Raw genomic sequence first — 19,832 nt, forward strand, 5'->3', positions numbered from 1 at the left:
TATGACAAGAAAAATCATCATAACCTGTGCGGTCACAGGTTCGATCCACACCCCTAGCATGAGCCCGTATCTGCCGGTGACACCGGATGAGATCGCGACTGCGGCTATCGGGGCAGCCGAAGCAGGGGCCTCGGTGTTGCATCTTCACGCGCGCGACCCGGAAACCGGGAAGCCAAGCGCGGATATCGACGTATTCCGGCAGTTTTTGCCGCGCATCAAACAGGCTACAGATGCGGTCATCAACATCACGACAGGTGGTAGTTCGCAGATGACGATCGAAGAGCGCCTGTCCGCTCCGTCGCAACTGTCGCCTGAGATGTGTTCGCTCAACATGGGGTCAATGAATTTCGGTCTTTTCCCGATGCGCGAACGTTTCTCGGACTGGCAACACGACTGGGAAGAGCCATTTCTGGAAAACTCTCGCGACAATGTTTTCAAGAACACGTTTCATGATATCGAGCGTCTTTTCACGCTGATGGGGGATGGGTGCGGAACACGGTTCGAGCTGGAGTGTTACGACGTTGGTCACATCCAGACCGTCGCCTACTATCTTCGGAAAAAACGGATCAAGGCACCCGTCTTCCTTCAGTTTGTCATGGGTGTCTTTGGCGGCATGGATGCCAGCCCCGAGAACTTGATGCACATGAAATCAACCGCGGACCGTTTGCTGGGTGATCAGTACCAGTTTTCCGTTCTCGCTGCCGGGCGCCAGCAGATGCCTTTGGGGACAATGAGCGTGGTGCTGGGAGGGAACGTGCGCGTCGGGCTGGAAGACAACCTGATGAACGCGAAAGGGGAACTGGCCACAAGCAATGCGCAGCAGGTGCAGAAAATTCGACGCATTGTCGAAGAATTGGGGTTCGATGTCGCATCACCCACGGATGTACGCGAAACACTGGGGCTAAAAGGCCCGGATCAGGTCGCGTTTTAGGGGGATGGCATGAAAGTCTTTGTTGAACAGGAAAAACAGCGCCAACACTTTCCTTCGGGATTTCTGGTGAATGGCCTCATGCAGCCCAATCCGGAAAAACCTGAACGGCTGGAACGGTTTCTGGATGGGGTCGCGACAGGCGGGCATGACATTCTGGCCCCCGAGGATCATGGCCTGGGTCCGATTGCGGCGGTCCACGCTCCGGCCTATCTGAAGTTTCTGTCGACGGTTTACCCGCGCTGGCAACGTATTCCGGATGCGGCGCCAGAGATTTTCCCGAACATTCATCCCGACCGCCGCACGGCGAGCTATCCGTTATCCGCCGTGGCGCAAGCGGGATACCACATCGCGGATATGTCCTGTCCTATCGGAGAGCACACCTGGGAAGCGTCGCGCTGGTCTGCGAACTGCGCTGTTTCCGCAGCGCAGGCCGTGAGCGAAGGCGACGATGTCGCCTATGCGATGTGCCGCCCGCCCGGGCATCACTGTTTCAGCGATCTGGCGGGTGGGTTCTGTTATCTCAACAACAGCGCAATCGCAGCGCAATACCTGCGAAAGCAGCATGACCGCGTGGCGATCATCGATGTGGATCTGCACCATGGAAACGGTACGCAGGGCATTTTCTATGAACGCAGTGACGTCTTCACGCTTTCCATCCACGCGGATCCCGCGCGGTTCTATCCATTCTTCTGGGGCCACGCGCATGAACGCGGTGAGGGCGCCGGATTTGGTTATAACCTCAATATTCCCCTACCGCGCGGAACCGGGGATGACGGGTTCATGAAGGGGCTGGAAAGCGGGCTTGAACATGTCCGGGCCTTTGCGCCGGGCGCGGTCGTGATCGCGCTGGGCCTCGACGCTTTCGAAGGTGATCCGTTTGGCGGGCTGGCGGTATCAACGCCGGGCTTCACCAGAATTGCGGAGAAGCTGAATGAGTTGGCCGTTCCGACCGTCATCGTACAGGAGGGGGGCTATCTTTGCGATGAACTGGGTGAAAATCTGAACGCATTCCTGTCCGGGTACTCAGGTTGATGTTGAAACGCCCCAGGGGATTTAGCAAGATGACGATCTGCAATTGTTGCAACGTCCGGTGCCGATGGAGTGGTCCGAATGAGTGCGATCCTTAGCTGTTCGGGATTCAGTTCAAATCCACCGCTGACGCGTGGGCCTGCAACAATTGTTGGCGGGCTCACATTCACAGGGTTGAAATCAAACTGTTTTTCGTCGGCCAAATTCGCCTTTCAGATGTTTCAATCGAAAAAGATTCGCAAAAACAAATTGCAGATGATAAATTCCAGCTTTAGTGATAACAAAATATTAAGAACTGGCCACGTGGCGATGCTGCTGGCCAAAACGATTCTAAAAGCCCGGTGTTCAAGGGCAAAAACCCTAAAGGGAGGAAAATTCTCATGAAATTCGACAAACTGGCCAAAGGGCTGGTCATTGGCGCCACCAGCGCGCTGATGGCCACCGCTGCATTCGCCGAAGATATGACTTTGCGGTTTGCCGGTGTTTTCCCAATCGACCATCAGGGTACAAAGATGATGGAACAGGTTGCGGCGGACGTCGCGGCGGCAAACGTCGGTCTGAAGATCGAAGTGTTCCCCGCAAACCAGCTGGGCTCGGGCGAGGCGCTGTTTGAAGACGTGGCCCGCGGCAACATCGATCTGGCGGCGGCCTTTATCTATGCCGACACCGACCCGCGCCTGGAGTTCCTGTCGATGCCGTTCCTCGTGGGTGGCTGGGACGACATGAACAACATCATGCGCAACATGGATTCCGAATATAACAAAATCCTGCAGGAAATCACCGACGAGTATGGTGTGAGCGTGATGGCCCAGAACCCCGAAGGGTTTGTCGGCATCGTGGCCACGCAGGAGCCGACCAACTGGAACACTTTTGACGACAAAGGCATGAACATTCGCGTCTGGTCGTCTCCGGCTGTAAAAGCCATGGTGGAAGCACTTGGTTACAAGGCGACGACCATGGCATGGGGCGACATCTTCCCCGCGATCCAGTCCGGTATCGTGGACGGCGCGATCTGCTGCACCAAGACGGCAACCTACTCGATCTTCGCGCAGTCGGATGTCGGCACGCATTTCGTAGAGTACAACTCGATCTCGGAACTGACCACGTTCTATGCCTCGCAGCGTACACTGGACAAGCTGAACGACGAGCAGCGGGCGGCATTGCAGGCCGCAATGACCAAGGCTTCCGACGACTTCTTCCAGTATAACCGCGACAACGATGCGGCCTTTGGGGAGAAGTTGATCGAAAAAGGCTATACTATCCTGTCCCTGAACGAAGAAGAGCAGGCCGCAATGGCTGCCCACATTCAGGAAAATATCTGGCCCATGATGGCGCAAAGCGTCGGTCAGGATGTGATTGACCGTTTGCTTGCAAGCAAAAACTGATAGTCTGAAACCCAGGTGGGCCGGCAAACTTGCCGGCCCTTTTTCTAATACCTGACAAAAAAACAAAAAGCGGGGACAGACATGTCGATAGAAGACGATGACATGACGAGATGGGTTGGCGACGAAGACGCCGATAAACCGCAGAAAGTTACCGACGAATTGCCGCCCGTCATCGGGTATCCCATGAAAGTGATCGCGTTTGTTTGCAGACAAATCGTCATGGCCTGCGGCTTCCTGATGGCCTTCACCTTTGGCGCTGTTGTTGTAATCCGATACGGTTTCGGCGGCGACCTGTTCGCTTATGAAGAATGGCTCCTGGCCTTCTCGATCATCGGCTTCTTTGCCGGTGCGGTTCTGGCCTCTGCGCGCAATCTGCATATCAACGCCGATATTCTGGGTATCGTGATACACAATCCCCGGATGATCTGGTGGCGCGGCTTCGTGGTGCTATTGGTCGAGCTTCTTGTGATCCTCTTTATGGTCTACGCCTGCTACGTGTCACTGCTTGACGACTTCTCTTTCCCCCGGCTGCGATCCACTCCGGTCCTGCGAATTCCGTTCGTCTCCTGGCGCATTGCGATCATGTGCTCTTTCGGCTTCATGGCGATGTTCACGGCTGCGTATCTCTACGTTCATATCCGCAAGGGGCTCGGGCTTCCGTTGCGCTCTGAAATTCTTAAGGGAGCCGCGAAATGATTATCGCCGGAAGTCTTGTTATTGTCTGCCTGATGCTCTTGCTGGGTGTCAGCGTTTATGTGGCGTTCGGAGCCGTCCTGATCTTTATCGCGATGGTGGGAGACCAATCCATCACAGGATATCTGCCGACCGGAGCGACGGGGATCCGCTCTCTGGTGCTGCTCGCCATTCCGCTTTTCATGATTGCCGGTGGCATTATGGAGAAAGGCAGAATTGCGGCGCCTCTGGTGGCGCTGGCCGAGATGTTCATTGGCCACATCAAAGGTGGACTGAACGCGGCCTCCGTGTTGGCCTGCGGCGTGTTCGGCTCGATCTCGGGCAGTGCGAATGCGACCCTGACCTGCATCGGCGGTATTATGATGCCGCACCTGAAAAAGGCGAATTACCCGAAAGGGCAATCCGCGGCCCTGATTGTGTCGGCAAGCCCCCTGGGCCTTCTGATCCCGCCCAGTTCATCGCACATCCTCTACGGCTGGGTCGCACAGCAACACGTGCTGAAGTGCTTCCTGTCGACAGTCATTCCCGCAATCATTCTGATCACGCTGCTGATCATCACCAATCAGTTCATGCTGCGAAAGTATGACGATATCCAACTGAAAGAGCGCCCGAATCCCTTCATGCCTGCATTGTTGGGCCAGGGTCGGTTGGCGGGTCCGGCGCTGATGATGCCGATCATCATCCTGGGCGGTATCTACGGCGGTATCATGACACCGACCGAAGCCGCTGGTATCGCCGTTGTTTACGCGATTCCCGTGGCAATCTACTTCTATCGCGGCCTGACCTGGAAAACCCTGGCCCAGACCATCCAGACTTCGGGTGTTACGATCGGGGTGGTCATGGTGATGATTTTCATGGTGCTGATCGTATCAGACAACCTGATCTCGCAGGGTGCGCCGCAGATGGCCAAGGATATGGTCTATTCGGTTTCGGACAACCCGGTCGTGATTTTGCTGATGATCAATGTTGTCATGATCCTGATCGGCATGCTGATGGACGATATCTCGGGGCTGCTGCTGTCCACGCCGATTCTGCTGCCGATTGCGCAGAGCGTGGGTGTGGATCCGATCCACTTTGCCGCGATCATCGGCGTCAATCTTGGTATGGCCAACATCACGCCGCCCACGGCGCCGCTGCTGTACTTGGGGGCGCAGGTTTGCGACACGCCGGTTGCCAAGATGCTGTGGCCGACTTTGATCTTCATCGTGTTTGCATGGCTGCCGACACTGATGCTGACCACGTTTATTCCTGAACTGGCATTGTGGTTGCCGGACCTGTTGCTGGGCCGGTAATCCGACACTCAAAATCCAAAAAAGGTATCCGACCCGTGCGGGTTCGGATGCCTTTTTTTCAGAGCGGCCGTTTCCGTTGAGGGTGTGACTGCCTGACCTCACATGGGCACCGCTGAGAACACCCGGTTCAATGGCGCAAGCCTAATAAAAAAGCCGGAGTGTTCCTCCGGCTTTCAGACAATTCGAAAGTGATGCCTGTCTTTAGGCCGCTTTGCCCGATTAGCTGTAAAATAGGATCGAGAGTGCGGCAATGAATGCCAGCCCGGCAACAACAAAGCTGACGTAGTGTACGGTTTCACGTAGTTCTTTGGTCATCGTGTCATTCCAAGTGTTTCAGGGACAGAAGTTCTTGTTTCTGCATCTATCCCTAAAACCTATGAAAAATAAGTACGTGCAATGCATGTCCGGCATGCGTCGCGGGCATGACTTGGTTGCAGGATCTGACGGCCAACAGGGGTTGCTCCACGCTTTGCCTAACGAGTAGGTCACTGCCACAGATATGCAACGGCAGGAAAACGGCCAAGACCTGCGCTCAGTTTTTTCGCATGGCTGTGAAAGCGGATTTGTTCAACCGGCACCAACCAGTTGAAAGCCAGCCCAGTTCCCGGGATGCGCCAACGGGCGTTCGTGGTGATCTTCGCTGGTGTCCTGTATCAGCACCTCAATTTCCTGACGCAGCGCTTCGCTGCGAACCCGGTCGGTCGAGGGCGTTACAACCTCGGTGATCAGGCGGGATGTCAGATCATCCCGAACCGGCCAGTGAGTCACCAGGAGGTTCCTGGCACCGGCAAAAAAGAAGGCGCGGGCCAGCCCGGACAGCCCTTCCGCCCCCGGTTTTGCCCCCGCCGCGGTGTTGCATGCAGACAAAAGAACCCATTCTGTATCTAAGGACAACGCGGCCGCTTCGGATGCGGTCAAAAGTCCGTCAAACTTGGGACTGCGCGGCGAAGGCGGGGGCGAAAGCGCCAGGGCAGGCTCGTCCAGATTGTCGAAATCACCGGAAATCAGCCCGTGCGTTGCGAAATGCAGAACGTGCGTCTGGCGCAATTGCCCGGAAGCGTCCAGTTTTCTGAGTTCACTTTCGTTGGCCCGAGATCCAAGAAAAACGGAATGCTCGCCTGCCCCAAACTGCGATGCCAGCGACAGGATCTCGGTCCGCGTTCCGGGCAGTCTTGGCAGGTTCTTCAACCCGTCGCGCAGGTCTTGGGCCGATCTGTGAAGATTGCGGGTCTCCAGCCGCAGGGGTTCGGGTGTCCCGTGAAAATCGGGATCGCCGAACCCGACGTAACTGACGCCCGTGTCTGCCCGAGCCGTGGTGCTTGTGTTGTCTCGCAACACCAGTTGCAGGGAAGGGATGACACTCAGGGCGCGTTCGACGCCAAGCCAGCGTGTATTTCGAAGGGTTTCCGCCACGGACCCGAATTCCTTTTGAGGGGCGGTCGCCAGCGCGCCGAATGGCAGGCTCAGCAGCGAACCTTGCGGGGCAATCAGCCACCGCTTTTTCGGCGCGATTGCCTCTGAAATCTCCGGTGCGCCGAACAGGTCAAGAAACAGATCGTGGGCCAGTTCAATGTCAAACCTGCGTGTGCTGTCCTGTCGCGCGGGACCGGAGGGGTTAATGGGTGCGCGTGCCGCGACAAGGAACTCCTCGTTTGGGTTGATGGAACGGCGAAGGGCCGAGACTCGGGCTTCCAGCTCTGTTGCATCGAATTCCAATCGGGACCATGTGACGCCTTCACGGGTTACGGCCCAGACAAAGCCGGGTCCGAAATGCGTTGAACGATCATTTCCACCTTCCGGAACGATCAGGATCAGCGCCTCGTCGTCATCGAGTTCGGCATCGCCACCCGGCAGGAAATCAGTCACCCGGACCACGCGCGGATTTATCAGGTCAAAAAACGCGGGAAAGGCATTCTGCAAGGCTTGCGTTGTTCTATCCAATCTGTCCGTCAGCCGATCAAGCGTATCGGGCGCGGCCACTATCGATGTCCCTGCGCCGGATGCGGCGGCAACGGACTTGGTCTCAAATGCCGCCAAATCGCGTTTGGCGCCAATCCAGTCGTTCAAAAAGGGCTCGACGCGGGCATTGTCTGCCGCAATGCGCCCGGCAGCCCGCGATATGGCAAAGGCCGAAGGCCCAAGCCCGATCGTTTGTGCGGCCTCGAAAGCATCCCGCGCCAACTGGTCAGCCTCAGCTCTATCCGTCTGTTGGGAAACCGCCCAGGACGCCTGAATGAAAGCCCACGCCGCGCGGGAGGCCTGTTCCAGCGCGACCCGCTGTTCGTCGGCGGTGAGGTTGCCGGTGCGGCGCAATCGATCTGCCAAGACGGAATGGGCGTGACGGGACAATTGCAGTGCCTTGCGGAACGAACCCGAAGCCAGAGAGGATTCGGCCAGCCGCAACCGGAACAATTGTGGCCTGACGGACGTAGGGCCGTATACGGCGTCCGCTTTGGGAACCATCGCCTCAAGCTCTTGTGCTGCTTCCAGTGGCAGCCCGGCATCGCGAAGGGTTGAAGACAGATTGAACGCCAACCGCAATTCCTCATTCGGTCCGAAATGCGGGTGCGTACCAAGATGTTTGCGGATGTCACGCAGCAAAGCGATGGCGGCTTCGCTATCTCCGGCCTGTGCTTGAATGGCCGCAAGGTTTATGGCGGATTCTATCGTTCGGGGATGGGCAGCCCCGTACAGTCCCACAAATCCATCAAGGGAGCGCTCCATCAACTCCCTTGCCTGCGCAACCTGACCGCTTTCCAACAGGTCGAGGGCAACATCGTTCATGGCAATCAACGTGTCTTCGCTACGCTCGCCATTGGTTTTCCGGGAAATCGCCAAAACGCGTTGGCGGATGGTTTGGGCATCCACTAACCGCCCAACCGCCTCCAGCGCGCTGGCATAGTTTCGCATCGCCCGAACCGTATAGACGTGCTCCGGGCCTGCCGAGCTGATCATGAGGTCCAGATCCCGCCTGCGCAACGCAAGCGCTTCGTCCCCTCGGCCCAGTTTGGACAAAGCGTTTCCCAACATGATCCGTGCCGTCATCGTCTGAGGATGTTGAGGTCCCAAGGTTTGCTCATACGCCTTCAGGACCTCGGTAAACAACGGAACAGCCTCAAGCATTCGGCCCTGACTCATGAGGCTGAAACTAAAATTGTTCTTGGCCGTCAGAACTCTGGGTGAAGTCGGACCCTGCCGGCGACTGAGGCCAGCGATAATTCTCGCGTTCAAGGCGTTTGCATCTTCAAAACGCGCCATTGTGTCCAGTGCCAGAGCCAGATTGACGGACCAGGACAGGACCTCGGCATTGTCTTCACCAAGCGTTTGGCCGCCCAGTTCCACCGCGCGCCTCAGAACCTGCTCGGCCCGCTCTGGCTGATTGGCGCGCAACAGGGTATGGCCCAGCATGTTCATGCGGGCCAACGTCTCGGGCGCCGTCTCGCCGTGGGTAATGTTTGATCCTGCGACTGACGCGTCGAGCATTTCGACCGCTTCTCGAAACCTGTTGAGATCCCGAAGGGTGGTTCCCAGATTGCTCATCGCCCGAAGTGTGGCGGGTGAGTTTGGGCCAAGATGCTTGCGGCGCGTCTGAAGAATCAAGCGATGCAGCGGTTCCGCTTCATCGGGTCGCCCTAGAATATCCAGCACAACGGCCAGGTTTTCGGTTGTGTCGACCGTATTCGGATGGCTTGGCCCAAGGTTCGCACGATCCTGCGCCAGAGTTCTGCGCAAAAGCGCTTCGGCCTCGGCATAACGTCCCTGATTTGCCAGTTGTACGGCCAGTGCATCTTGCGGTCGGTCGGTTGCATATGACTGTGAAATCAGTGGCCCGGACCACACAACGGTAAGTGCAATGACAAATGAAACAACGAACCTAAAACGCAACATGGACAGAGAGTGTAGCGGTTTGAAGTGATTAGTCCATTGCCCTGCAGCCGACTGGTCAGAACAAGAGCAGCCTTCTGAGTTTGTCCGCCCCATCCTGCAAGGTGTTCAGGAATTTCTTCAAGCTTTCAAGATCGTGGCGTTGGGTGGGTGCGTGAACGGACAGTGTCGCGGCCAGCCTGTCCTGATCGTCGGTAACAGGCACGGCGACGGCGGCCATTCCCGGCATGAATTCCTCGTTGTCGGTGGAATACCCGTTTTCCGCAATGCGCCCGATCTCGGTGCGCAGGGTCTCGGGGTCCGTCAATGTCCGCTCGGTTTGCGGAAGAAGTTTCCGCGCTGAAAGAAAACCGTCCAGCGTGACCTTGCGCAGGGTGGACAGATACATCTTTCCGCTGGCGGTACAATGGAACGGAACCTGGGTGCCGATCGGCAACTGAATGCGCAGCGGCCATTTGGTTTCGACCCGATCCAGATAGATCATCCCCTCGCGATCCGGGATCGCAAGGTTGCAGGTCTCTCCAATTTCGTCCGCAACCCCGCGCAGGATTGCTAGACGCGCGGTGCGCAGGTGTTCAGCAGACATTGTGTTGACGGACAGCCTGCGCAGACGTGGACCGGGCCCGAACGAGCGTCCGTCCAGATCGCGTTGCAGGAACCCCTCCGCTTCGGCTGTTTGCAGCAGCCTGTGAACCGTTGGTTTCGCCAGCCCCAGGGTGTCGATCAGGTCGGCCGGTTTAACAGCAACGCCGCGCTTTGCGACTTCTTCCAGGATGAGAAGCAATCGCAGATTTGTCGGTATCTGAGTTTCTCGTTCCGAAGTTTCCGTCTCGACCATCCCCTTACATTCTATTTGTTTGGCAGCAGGATCAAGGCCAGATCAGGCACCAGAGATACCAATATCCAGACGGACAGCAGCGCGACCAGATAGGGTACGGTGTAACGCAGCAGCCGGAAATAGGGCACGCCCGTTACGCCTGACGCGACATAAAGATTCAGGCCATATGGCGGCGTAATGAACCCGATTGATGCGCCGACAAGGAAGATCACCGAGAAGTGGATGGGATCTACGCCGACCGATGCCGCAATGGGGGCCAGAATCGGTGCGAGGATGATGGTCACCGGAAGGCTCTCCAGCACCATGCCCGAGAAAAAGACGATGACCATCGAGGTGAACAGCACCGCATGGTACCCGCCCATCGAAGTCACGAAATCCCCGATGGTTTGCTGCGCGCCGAGCAGCGACAGGATTTGTTGCATGACGACCGAAATAGCGATCAGCGGTGCCAGGATCCCTGTAATTTGCGCGGAACGGATCACGATCGATGGGATTTCCGGGATCGTGAACCCTTCGACGACCATCATTTCCGCATAGCTCTTGTCAGTCGGGGAAATGTCGTCGCGCGCACCCATGATGCGGTTGATCGGATAGCTCACCAGACCGGCGATGACGCAGAAGCCGACGGTCACACCCGCCGCTTCGGTCGGAGAGAATTTGCCGGTGTAGATGCCCCACAGCACCAGCCCGATTGCAAAGAAACCCAGCCAGGCACCAAAGGCGGTTTTCAGAACGCGGTTCAGTTGCAGCGGGATCAGATGGCCCCAGCCGTTGATACGGCAGATGATCCAGCATGCGACCTGCATTCCGATAACCATCAGCGCACCGGGCAGGATGCCGGCCACAAACAGTTCGGAAATGGGCAGGTTCATAAGGAAGCCATAGACAATGAAAATGATCGACGGCGGAATGATGATCCCGACCGTGCCGCCTGCCGCTGCCGTGGCGGCGCTGAACCGTTCGTCATACCCGCCCTTGACCATCTCGGGGTGCAGCATCGATCCGATTGTTGCCGTCGTCGCCGAGTTCGAGCCCGAAATCGCGGCGAACAGCCCGCATGCGCCAAGCGAGGCCATCGCCAGCCCCCCGCGTATCCAGCCCAGACAGGCATATGCGAAATCGCTCAGCCGTCGTGCGATGCCCGATTTGTTGATCAGATCGCCGGTGAGAATGAACAGCGGCATCGCCAGCAAGGCAAAGCCCTTGTTGAACACATTCAGAAGCTCGGCCCCCATGTTGTCGAGTGTCAGACCCAGAACAAATGAACAGCCTATGACCCAATAGCCGATTACCAGCAGGACCGGCACGCCCAGCATGAACAAGAACGTCACGCCCAGTGAAATCAATGTAACCCAGGTTCCGTCTGCCATCAGTCCGCCCCAATCACGGCTTGCTTGATCAAGGGCTCGCCGGTTTTCCAGTTGTGTAAATCGTCCGCCAGATTCTGAAACACGCGGCCGACCATCAGAAAAAACGACAGTGGCGCTGCAAGCAGGAACCACCACTGCATCACGTTGTCGGTGCCAAGCACGATCTGGAAGTTCGAAGCCGACAGCGCCACCAGCCGAGATGTTGTTACGATGACGATCACCGCAAAGATGAACCACAGGATCGCATCCAGGATCAGACAGGCCAGTTGCCCACCGCGCGGCATCGAGGTGCGGAATTCGCTGAAACTCAGATGCGTGCGCAGGCGAACGTTGTAGGACGCGCCGAACCACGCCATAACCATGAACAGAAGCGGCGGAATGGTTGTGGACCACGGCTCCTGGTCGTTGAACACAAAGCGGTCGATCACGCCCCAGAAAATGATAAGCGCAATGGCCAGATAGGAATAGACCATGACCGACCGCTCCAGTTGGCGTTCAATGAAGGGAACCTTTCGATAGATCGCCATAACGATAAGACCGCCCAGGGCAGCGACCACGGTCCCTACCACCCATGTCGCGTCAGACTGCAGCGCAGACTGAATCTCGAACGAATCCTGGCTTAGAATGGCGCTGAATATTGCGCCAACATCGGTCCAAAATGACATGAACCCCGTCCTCCCAGTCGGTGTTTAGTGGAACCGGCCCGCGTGGGGCCGGTTCGGTAGTCTTATCAGGCTTCGCCTTTCCACCAACGGCGTGGCTCGACATTTTCCGGCAACATGTCCGCCGGAATCTCACGCGCGATGTCGTAGATTTCCTGATATGTGTCGATGCCGCCAGCCCATTTGTCCAACCGCTCGCGCCATTGTGCCCATGGATCGGGGTTGAAGTTCGGAGCGCACATCTCTTCGGCCAGTTTGATCTGATCGTCCGGCAGGAATGCGGGGCGGACCCCGTTTTCGGCAAAGATCGTCCCCGGCAATTGCGGGTCCGAGAACCCGACGGTGTTCAGCAGCGCGGCTTCGTTTGCGCCCTGAATCAGTGCCTGGGTGAAGTAGGACGATTCCATGACCGCGTCCTGCAGTTCACCGCCCAGACTGTCAAAGACCTTTGCGGACATCGAGGTATGTTCGGTGCCGCAGAAGAACTTGAGGTTCACGGACTGTGACACCACCGGCGACATGTTGGCGTAAGCCACCGCCGAAGCCCAGGTTTCAGCGCCGTCGATCAGCCCGGTCTTGAGCGCGTCCAGCGTCTCTTCCCACGCCACTGGCACCGGGTTCAGGTTCAGCAATTGCATCGCAATGCGGCCGAGCTGAGTTCCGGTAACACGGTTCTTGGTTCCGAACAGTTCCTCAAGCTTGGTGACCGTCGGCTTGTCCGAGAATGTCGAACCCATTTGCAGTCCACGCAGTTCACAGTGGGTGAACAGGAACTTCAGACCGTGCCGTTTTTCCAGCGGGTCCCGCAGAATGCGCTGACTGGCCGGGCTGTAGAAGAAATGATACTGGGCCGCGCGGCTGGGGAACATATAGGCATAGTCCAGCACGTTCAGATAAGGTGCGCCGCCTGCCGAGTTCTGCGTTGAAGCCGCGTAGATGTCGACAATGCCCTGTTGGGTTTTTTCGACACAGCTCAGCTGACCGCAGATCTGGTTGTCGCCGATGAACTCAACACGAATCTCGCCATCGGTCCGTTCTTCAAGGTCGCGTGCAAACTCGATGGCGCCTGCGCGCTCGATCAAAAGGTTGCGGGTGTTGAACCCGGCAGCGCCGAATTTCAGGGTGTGCTTGGGTTCTTTCGAGAACCGTTTTTCATAATTCGATTCAGCGGCCTGCGCCAGATTCGCCAGGCTCATCGCGCCGCCAAACCCTCCTGCAGCCAACAGTGTTGAACTCATGCCGTATCGGCCCGCCACGCGGAAGAAATCCCTCCGTGATATTCCGCTTAGTTTCCGACCAATCTCCATCTTTTTCCTCCCGATGAAAAATTATTGAGACGTTTTGTATCAAAAAATGCTAGTATATTTGATGCAACTTGCATAGACTTTTTTTAATTTCGCTAAGAGGAGACGGTTATGGAGGTGGATTATGCAGTTGTCGGGGCTGGCTCTTCCGGCTGTGTCATCGCCAACCGTCTGAGCGCCGATTCCGGTACGTCCGTTGCACTGCTCGAAGCCGGTGGGCCAGACACTAATCCGTGGATTCATATTCCGGTCGGCTATTTCAAAACCATGCATAACCCGTCGGTGGACTGGTGCTACCGGACCGAGCCAGACGCCGGTCTGAACGGTCGGTCAATCGACTGGCCGCGCGGCAAGGTTCTTGGGGGGTCGTCCTCGTTGAACGGATTGCTCTATGTGCGCGGTCAGAAAGAGGATTACGACCGCTGGCGGCAGATGGGGAATATCGGCTGGGGCTGGGATGATGTTCTGCCACTGTTCAGGCGCAGCGAAGATCAGGAGCGCGGAGAAGACGATTTCCACGGGGTCGGAGGCCCACTTGCCGTATCCAACATGCGTATCCAGCGCCCGATTTGTGATGCCTGGGTCGCTGCCGCGCAAGAAGCGGGCTACCCGTTCAATCCGGACTACAATGGTGCGCAACAGGAAGGTGTCGGCTATTTTCAGCTGACAACGCGCAACGGACGCAGGTGCAGTTCGGCGGTGGCGTATCTGAAGCCGATCCGGAACCGACAGAATCTGAAGATCATAACGCGTGCCCTAGTGACGCGCATAAAGCTGGAAGGAAAACGCGCGGTCGGTGTGGTGTATCGGGACCGTTCAGGTGCCGAACAGACTTTGACCGTACGGCGTGAAATTATTCTGTCTGGCGGTGCGATCAATTCCCCGCAGATTCTGATGCTGTCAGGTATCGGCGATCCGGATCACCTGAGGGAAAACGGGATCGAACCGCGACACGCGCTGCCCAAAGTGGGGAAAGGTCTGCAGGATCACCTTCAGGCGCGGCTTGTGTTCAAATGTAACGAACCCACTTTGAACGACGAGGTGAGGAACCTGTTCAATCAGGCGCGAATAGCCTTGAAATACGCGTTGTTCCGTGCCGGTCCGATGACAATGGCCGCCAGTTTGGCGACAGGCTTTCTGAAAACGCGACCAGAAGTTCAGACGCCCGATATTCAGTTCCATGTCCAACCCTGGTCGGCCGACAGCCCCGGAGAGGGCGTTCACCCGTTCTCGGCATTTACAATGTCGGTCTGCCAACTGCGCCCCGAAAGCCGGGGAGAGCTGCGTCTGAATGGCCCGGACCCGTCGAGTTATGTCAAGATTTTCCCGAACTACCTGTCGACCGAGACGGATTGCCGAACCATTGTCGATGGCGTCAACATTGCGCGCACCATTGCCAAGGCAAACCCGCTTGCGTCCAAGATTTCCGAAGAGTTTCGGCCATCTGCCGATCTGGCCATGGACGATTATGACGGAACGCTGGATTGGGTCAGGTCCAACTCGGCATCGATTTACCATCCGACAGGCACTTGCGCGATGGGAGTATCGGATGACGCCGTCGTTGATCCGCAGCTCAAGGTCAGAGGCATTGAAAGCCTGCGGGTGGCTGATTGTTCCATCATGCCCGAAATTGTCAGCGGAAACACAAACGCACCTGCGATCATGATCGGCGAAAAGGCCAGCGATCTGCTTTCCGCGGCAAGGTGAATTCCGGCCCTCGACGAAACCCACTCGTGTTTGGGCATTCCCAAACGCGCCTAATAAGGACGTTCACGTTCCAAGGGTGATGTGGCGCGACCATGAGTAGTCTTCACTTCGCATCTTGAATATTTCATTATTTGAAGTATACCGCGCCCAACCTATCCGAGGGCACCGAAATGACCGAGACGGTCGAACCATCAACGCAGAAGTACAGTCCTGAAATTCAATCGATGATGGGCGTCTACGCGCTTTATTGGAAGTTGGAGGAAAGCATCGATCTGTTGCGGACCGATCTGAGCCATCAGGAATGCCACATGCTGATCAAGCTGGAACAGCCCAAGCGGATGGGCGTTCTGGCACATGACATGTTATCTTTGCCCTCTACGATAACCGCGACTGCGGATTCGCTGGCCAAGGCCGGTTACCTGGTTCGACAGCGCGATCCCGAGGACCGCCGCGCGTGGCTGCTGGTTCTGACCGGGCAGGGCGAAGATGCCCGAAAACAACTTGTGACCGAAGCCGGGGAACTGTTTCGCCGTGCCTCGGGGCTCAATGATGAAGAAACCGCTGAATTCGCGCGATTGGCGCAGAAGATCCGCGAAACCGTCCTGAAAACAGGCATACCCGAAGGTTTGAAGAAATGAAGATCCTGTCAACTTTGGCTCTTGGCCTGATCGTGCTGGCGACATCGCTGACCGCACAGCAAGCCCCGAAACCGGTGAAACTGCTGATGGTCAGTGAAACGTCACCCGGCTTTTCGCGACAGTTCTTTGGCCGGGTCGCGGCCCGCCAAACGGTCGATCTGGCCTTTCAGGTGGCCGGACAGATTATCGAGATGCCCGTCACCGAAGGTCTGGTTATTCCGAAAGGCGGGCTGATCGCCAGACTCGATCAGGAACCGTTCGAGCTGCAGCTCAACCGCGCCCGACTGCAAAAGGATCAGGCCGACCGCACGGTTGCACGCCTGTCCCGGCTCAGGGGGACCACGGTCAGTCAGGTGGCCCTGGATGATGCGGATACAAACGCCCAGCTGGCGGCAATTGCCACACGTGACGCGGAATACGCGCTTGAACATGCGACCCTCACGGCCCCCTTCGACGCGCTAGTTTCCAGCCGCACGGTCGAGGCATTCACCACCGTTTCCGCCGGAACGCCCATCGTACGTATCCACGACATGTCTGAATTGCGGATCGAAGTCGATGTGCCCGAAATCTTGTTTCAGCGCCGGGGCAGTCAGGATGACGTGACGATTACTGCCAAATTTCCCGCCAGCGATGAAGTTTTTCCGCTGCAAATTCGCGAATTCGATGCTGAAACGTCCAGCGTCGGTCAGACGTTCCGGATCAACTTCGGATTGACACCGCCGGAAGGCATTCAGGTTCTTCCCGGTTCGTCGGTAACGGTAAACGTGCAGGTTCAGGATAATCAAACCGGCATCGTCGTCCCGCCGACCGCCATTGTTGCGGATGCCGAAGGTCGTCTGGGTGTCTTGCTGTTTTCCCCGGCGGTCGCGGACGAAGGAACCGTGCAGCGCGTGCCGGTCGAGATCGAACCCACCCAATCGGGGGATGTGCGTGTCGTGTCCGGTCTTTCCGACGGGGACGAAATCGTTGTAGCTGGCGGCAACGCGCTGAGTGACGGACAGGCGGTGCGCCGCTTTGCCGGGTTTGCGAACTGAAGGGCGGATCGATGAACATCGCGCGCGCATCCATCGACAGGCCGCTTTATACGTGGCTCATCATTCTCGTCGCACTGTTTGGCGGTATCTGGGGCTTTTTCTCGCTCGGAAGGCTGGAGGATCCGGCCTTTACCATCAAACAGGCCGTCATTGTGACAGCCTATCCCGGCGCCACCGCCGAGCAGGTTGCATTGGAAGTGTCCGAACCGCTGGAATCGGCCATCCAGCAAATGGGCGAGGTGGACACCATCACCTCGGTCAACCGCCCCGGACAGTCTCTGATCGAGGTCGAGATCAAGTCGACCTATGACGGCAGCGAGCTGCCGGATATCTGGACCCAGCTTCGGGCCAAGGTCAGGGACGCCGCCCGCGGATTGCCGCAGGGCGTGGACCAGCCATATGTGAACGATGGCTTCGGCGATGTGTTCGGCCTGTTCTATGCGGTGACCGCCGAAGGTTTTTCCGACGCCGAAAAGCACGAATTGGCCACTTACCTTCGACGGGAGTTGCTGACCGTTGACGGGGTTGCCGATGTCGAGGTTCAGGGCCTTCCCGAGGAAGCAATCTTTATTGAACCGGACCTCGCCATTTCCGTAAACCAGAACGTACCGCTGCAGGCGATCAACGAAGCGATTGCCAACGCCAACTCGGTCAACGCTTCTGGTTCACTTCGATCCGAGAACAATCTGACGACGCTGCTGACGGCCGAAGGCTCGGACAGTGTATCCGCAATCGCCGGTTTGTCGGTCGGCTCTCAGGGCCACGTGATCAACCTGTTCGACATGTCAGATGTCTATCGCGGCCGCCAGAACGATCCTGACCTGATCGTCCGTTTTGACGGCGTCGAGGCATTCACGCTTGGGATTGCGGGTCTGGCGACCGAGAACATTGTCGAAGTCGGCAAACGCGTTGACACCAAGATGGCAGAGCTGGATCCGAATATCCCCTTTGGTGTCGATATTCTGCCAATCTACCAGCAGCACGTCGTGGTTGAACAGGCGTCCAACGACTTTCTGGTGAATCTGGCGATGTCGGTTGCGATCGTGGTTGCGGTGCTTGGCCTGTTCATGGGGTGGCGCGCCGCAATCGTTGTCGGCAGCACGCTGTTGCTGACCGTTGTGGGCACGGTTCTGTTCATGTCGATGTTCTCGATCGAGATGGAGCGGATTTCGCTTGGCGCGCTGATCATTGCGATGGGAATGCTTGTCGACAACGCCATCGTTGTCGCCGAAGGCATGCAGATTGCCATGCTGCGCGGTAAAAACTCGCGCGATGCCGCAGACGACGCGGCCTCCAAAACCCAGATACCATTGCTTGGCGCGACTGTGATCGGAATCATGGCCTTTGCCGGCATCGGCCTGAGCCCCGATGCTACAGGTGAATTTCTGTTCTCGCTGTTCGCAGTGATCGGAATTTCGCTGCTGCTGAGCTGGGTTCTGGCGCTGACCGTCACTCCGCTGTTGGGCCACTACTTTTTCAAGCAGGGTAAGGAAGGCGAAATCGACGCCTATGGCGGTTTGCTGTTTCGGATCTATGGCACGATCCTCAGAGCAGCGCTCAGGTTCCGCTGGCTGGTAATCATCGCACTGGTCGCGGTGACGGCGGCCTGTTTTGCGGGCTTCGGTCTGATGAAGCAGCAGTTTTTCCCGAACTCGAACACCCCGCTTTTCTTTGTCCATTACAAGCTGCCGCAAGGCACCCCGATTGCGCGGACGTCCGAGGATCTGGCGCAGATCGAGGACTGGCTAAGCAAGCGCGACGATGTGGTCTCGGTGGCGACCTTTGTGGGGCAGGGGGCGACCCGTTTCATGCTGACCTATTCCGCTGAAAAGCCCAATCCCAGTTACGGGCATATGATCATACGTACGGAAACTCTGGACGATATCCCGCAGCTTCAGGCTGACCTGGAAGAGTATGGCATGGCGTTGTACCCCGAAGGAGAGTTCCGCACCAAGCGGCTGGTCTTCGGCCCCGGCGGTGGTGATCCGATTCAGGCCCGGTTTTCCGGCAGCGATCCGATGGTGCTCCGCCAACTCGCCGAAGAGGCCAAGCGGCGCATGGCTGATGCTTCGGACAATGTCATCGGCGTTCGTCACGACTGGCGCGAGAAAGAACTGGCGCTTCAGCCAATCTACGCAACCGAGCGGGCGCAAACCGCTGGTGTGACGCGCGAAGACGTTGCGGCGACACTTTTGTTTTCCACCGACGGCATCACCGGCGGAGTGTTCCGTGAACGCGACCGCCTGATCCCGATCATCCTGCGCAGACCGGTTGATGGCGACTATTCCGTGGTCGATCAGGTTGTCTATTCAACGCAGGCCGAAAAGTGGGTGCCAATCGAACAAATGGTCGATGGATTTGAGTACAAAACCCAAAATACACGTGTACATCGCCGAAATCGTGTCCTTACGATAACCGTCGGTGCCGACATTCCGCCGGACATGACAGCCGCGCAAGTGCACGCCGAGGTGCGCGAAGCGATCGAGGCAATGGAAATTCCACCCGGATATAAAATGGAGTGGGGCGGTGAATACGAGAACTCGCGCGATGCTCAGGAAAGCCTTGGAAAACAATTACCGCTGAGCCTGCTGATTATGGTGCTGATATCGGTGTTGCTGTTCAACGCCATCCGCCAGCCTCTGATCATATGGCTGCTGGTGCCCATGTCCGTTAACGGAGTGGTGATCGGCCTTCTGGGTACCGGGTTGCCCTTTACGTTTACCGCGTTGCTGGGGCTGCTCAGCCTGTCAGGGATGCTTATCAAGAACGGGATTGTGCTGGTCGAAGAAATCGATCTGGTCCGCGCGACCGGAAAGCCGTTGAAAGACTCGATCATCGAAGCGTCGATTTCGCGCTTGCGCCCTGTCATTCTGGCCGCGATCACCACCATTCTGGGAATGGCACCCTTGTTGACGGATGCGTTCTTTGTATCGATGGCGGTCACGATCATGGGAGGCCTGGCCTTTGCCACAATCCTGACAATGGTTGCCGCGCCGGTCCTCTACGCGGTGTTTTTCGCAAGGGATGAACGGCAAGAGGTTGCCGCGGTCGCTGCCTAGGTTGA

At 57.3% G+C, this 19,832-nt stretch carries 15 protein-coding genes; 10 read left to right on the top strand and 5 right to left on the bottom strand.

The window, feature by feature from the left end:
- Position 1 precedes the first annotated feature (1 nt).
- The 6 genes from kce (at position 2) to ACR0J8_RS08140 (ending at position 5,330) form a co-directional block, all read left to right on the top strand.
- A complete protein-coding gene (gene kce, locus ACR0J8_RS08115) occupies positions 2 to 931 on the top strand; it encodes a 3,5-dioxohexanoate:acetyl-CoA acetone transferase (protein ID WP_480523274.1) in 930 nt (309 codons plus the stop codon).
- A gap of 9 nt (positions 932 to 940) precedes the next feature.
- Complete coding sequence (locus tag ACR0J8_RS08120) at positions 941 to 1,963, top strand: histone deacetylase family protein (RefSeq protein WP_480889592.1); 1,023 nt, start codon at positions 941 to 943, stop codon at positions 1,961 to 1,963.
- A 78-nt stretch (positions 1,964 to 2,041) separates the two neighbouring features.
- Entirely contained in the window at positions 2,042 to 2,344 is a 303-nt protein-coding gene (locus ACR0J8_RS08125) for a hypothetical protein (protein WP_480523278.1), read from the top strand.
- Positions 2,341 to 3,345 (top strand): TRAP transporter substrate-binding protein DctP, encoded by a 1,005-nt coding sequence (gene dctP / locus ACR0J8_RS08130; RefSeq protein ID WP_170611440.1) that lies wholly within the window; start codon positions 2,341 to 2,343, stop codon positions 3,343 to 3,345. Before ACR0J8_RS08125 ends, dctP begins: the two co-directional genes overlap by 4 nt.
- Positions 3,346 to 3,426: 81 nt before the next feature.
- Positions 3,427 to 4,041 carry a TRAP transporter small permease subunit gene (locus ACR0J8_RS08135; protein ID WP_170611438.1) on the top strand — a complete coding sequence of 205 codons (615 nt, stop codon included), beginning with the start codon at positions 3,427 to 3,429 and terminating at the stop codon, positions 4,039 to 4,041.
- A complete protein-coding gene (locus tag ACR0J8_RS08140) occupies positions 4,038 to 5,330 on the top strand; it encodes a TRAP transporter large permease (protein ID WP_170807514.1) in 1,293 nt (430 codons plus the stop codon). Before ACR0J8_RS08135 ends, ACR0J8_RS08140 begins: the two co-directional genes overlap by 4 nt.
- 567 nt (positions 5,331 to 5,897) lie before the next feature.
- Here the strand turns inward: ACR0J8_RS08140 and ACR0J8_RS08145 are convergent.
- From ACR0J8_RS08145 to ACR0J8_RS08165, 5 genes are all read right to left on the bottom strand, one after another.
- Positions 5,898 to 9,218: a tetratricopeptide repeat protein gene (locus tag ACR0J8_RS08145; protein ID WP_480889597.1), complete on the bottom strand. Its 3,321-nt coding sequence runs from the start codon at positions 9,216 to 9,218 to the stop codon at positions 5,898 to 5,900.
- A gap of 55 nt (positions 9,219 to 9,273) precedes the next feature.
- A complete protein-coding gene (locus ACR0J8_RS08150; RefSeq protein ID WP_480889600.1) occupies positions 9,274 to 10,053 on the bottom strand; it encodes an IclR family transcriptional regulator in 780 nt (259 codons plus the stop codon).
- An 11-nt stretch (positions 10,054 to 10,064) separates the two neighbouring features.
- On the bottom strand, positions 10,065 to 11,423 hold the full coding sequence (locus ACR0J8_RS08155) for a TRAP transporter large permease (RefSeq protein WP_170611430.1): 1,359 nt from the start codon (positions 11,421 to 11,423) through the stop codon (positions 10,065 to 10,067).
- Positions 11,423 to 12,088, bottom strand: coding sequence for a TRAP transporter small permease subunit (locus ACR0J8_RS08160; protein ID WP_170681178.1), 666 nt, complete (start codon positions 12,086 to 12,088; stop codon positions 11,423 to 11,425). The genes ACR0J8_RS08155 and ACR0J8_RS08160 overlap by 1 nt, the downstream gene beginning before the upstream one ends.
- 65 nt (positions 12,089 to 12,153) lie before the next feature.
- Positions 12,154 to 13,392 carry a TRAP transporter substrate-binding protein gene (locus ACR0J8_RS08165; protein WP_170611426.1) on the bottom strand — a complete coding sequence of 413 codons (1,239 nt, stop codon included), beginning with the start codon at positions 13,390 to 13,392 and terminating at the stop codon, positions 12,154 to 12,156.
- A 108-nt stretch (positions 13,393 to 13,500) separates the two neighbouring features.
- Here ACR0J8_RS08165 and ACR0J8_RS08170 point away from each other — a divergent pair, with 108 nt between their 5' ends.
- The 4 genes from ACR0J8_RS08170 (at position 13,501) to ACR0J8_RS08185 (ending at position 19,827) form a co-directional block, all read left to right on the top strand.
- Positions 13,501 to 15,096, top strand: coding sequence for a GMC family oxidoreductase (locus ACR0J8_RS08170; RefSeq protein ID WP_480523287.1), 1,596 nt, complete (start codon positions 13,501 to 13,503; stop codon positions 15,094 to 15,096).
- 170 nt (positions 15,097 to 15,266) lie between these two features.
- A complete protein-coding gene (locus ACR0J8_RS08175; protein WP_480441606.1) occupies positions 15,267 to 15,734 on the top strand; it encodes a MarR family winged helix-turn-helix transcriptional regulator in 468 nt (155 codons plus the stop codon).
- On the top strand, positions 15,731 to 16,768 hold the full coding sequence (locus tag ACR0J8_RS08180; protein WP_480889606.1) for an efflux RND transporter periplasmic adaptor subunit: 1,038 nt from the start codon (positions 15,731 to 15,733) through the stop codon (positions 16,766 to 16,768). Before ACR0J8_RS08175 ends, ACR0J8_RS08180 begins: the two co-directional genes overlap by 4 nt.
- Before the next feature lie 11 nt (positions 16,769 to 16,779).
- The gene (locus ACR0J8_RS08185; RefSeq protein ID WP_480523293.1) at positions 16,780 to 19,827 is read left to right on the top strand and encodes an efflux RND transporter permease subunit; all 3,048 of its coding nucleotides are present in this window, start codon (positions 16,780 to 16,782) and stop codon (positions 19,825 to 19,827) included.
- Positions 19,828 to 19,832: the final 5 nt, after the last annotated feature.

Source organism: Ruegeria sp. N11 (genome assembly GCF_056531525.1).

Excerpts from the sequence above, each read along its gene's own strand:
- dctP (WP_170611440.1), top strand. The coding sequence starts at position 2,341 with ATGAAATTCGACAAACTGGCCAAAGGGCTGGTCATTGGCGCCACCAGC.
- ACR0J8_RS08165 (WP_170611426.1), bottom strand. The coding sequence starts at position 13,392 with ATGGAGATTGGTCGGAAACTAAGCGGAATATCACGGAGGGATTTCTTC.
- ACR0J8_RS08170 (WP_480523287.1), top strand. The coding sequence starts at position 13,501 with ATGGAGGTGGATTATGCAGTTGTCGGGGCTGGCTCTTCCGGCTGTGTC.
- ACR0J8_RS08135 (WP_170611438.1), top strand. The coding sequence starts at position 3,427 with ATGTCGATAGAAGACGATGACATGACGAGATGGGTTGGCGACGAAGAC.
- ACR0J8_RS08125 (WP_480523278.1), top strand. The coding sequence starts at position 2,042 with ATGAGTGCGATCCTTAGCTGTTCGGGATTCAGTTCAAATCCACCGCTG.
- ACR0J8_RS08180 (WP_480889606.1), top strand. The coding sequence starts at position 15,731 with ATGAAGATCCTGTCAACTTTGGCTCTTGGCCTGATCGTGCTGGCGACA.
- ACR0J8_RS08145 (WP_480889597.1), bottom strand. The coding sequence starts at position 9,218 with ATGTTGCGTTTTAGGTTCGTTGTTTCATTTGTCATTGCACTTACCGTT.
- ACR0J8_RS08140 (WP_170807514.1), top strand. The coding sequence starts at position 4,038 with ATGATTATCGCCGGAAGTCTTGTTATTGTCTGCCTGATGCTCTTGCTG.
- ACR0J8_RS08175 (WP_480441606.1), top strand. The coding sequence starts at position 15,267 with ATGACCGAGACGGTCGAACCATCAACGCAGAAGTACAGTCCTGAAATT.
- ACR0J8_RS08120 (WP_480889592.1), top strand. The coding sequence starts at position 941 with ATGAAAGTCTTTGTTGAACAGGAAAAACAGCGCCAACACTTTCCTTCG.
- kce (WP_480523274.1), top strand. The coding sequence starts at position 2 with ATGACAAGAAAAATCATCATAACCTGTGCGGTCACAGGTTCGATCCAC.
- ACR0J8_RS08155 (WP_170611430.1), bottom strand. The coding sequence starts at position 11,423 with ATGGCAGACGGAACCTGGGTTACATTGATTTCACTGGGCGTGACGTTC.
- ACR0J8_RS08185 (WP_480523293.1), top strand. The coding sequence starts at position 16,780 with ATGAACATCGCGCGCGCATCCATCGACAGGCCGCTTTATACGTGGCTC.
- ACR0J8_RS08150 (WP_480889600.1), bottom strand. The coding sequence starts at position 10,053 with ATGGTCGAGACGGAAACTTCGGAACGAGAAACTCAGATACCGACAAAT.
- ACR0J8_RS08160 (WP_170681178.1), bottom strand. The coding sequence starts at position 12,088 with ATGTCATTTTGGACCGATGTTGGCGCAATATTCAGCGCCATTCTAAGC.